The sequence below is a fragment of the Bacillus cereus group sp. N11 genome, assembly GCF_016483605.1.
Classification (GTDB): domain Bacteria; phylum Bacillota; class Bacilli; order Bacillales; family Bacillaceae_G; genus Bacillus_A; species Bacillus_A toyonensis.
Genome location: NZ_JAEHBN010000070.1, coordinates 1 through 304, shown reverse-complemented (window position 1 = coordinate 304; position 304 = coordinate 1). Strand labels below are relative to the sequence as shown.

Here is a 304-nt window from a genome sequence, read left to right as displayed (position 1 = left end):
GTAACACGGGCGCTACCGGTGCTACTGGACCTACTGGACCTCGAGGTAACACGGGCGCTACCGGCGCTACTGGACCTCGAGGTAACACGGGCGCTACCGGTGCTACTGGACCTCGAGGTAACACGGGTGCTACCGGTGCTACTGGACCTACTGGACCTCGAGGTAACACGGGCGCTACCGGCGCTACTGGACCTACTGGACCTCGAGGTAACACGGGCGCTACCGGCGCTACTGGACCTACTGGACCTCGAGGTAACACGGGCGCTACCGGTGCTACTGGACCTACTGGACCTCGAGGTAACAC

General features: G+C 62.8%; 1 pseudogene. It reads left to right on the top strand.

The features are described from left to right. Positions 1–304 (top strand): annotated as a pseudogene (locus JDS98_RS29705) (collagen-like repeat preface domain-containing protein); the annotation flags it as partial.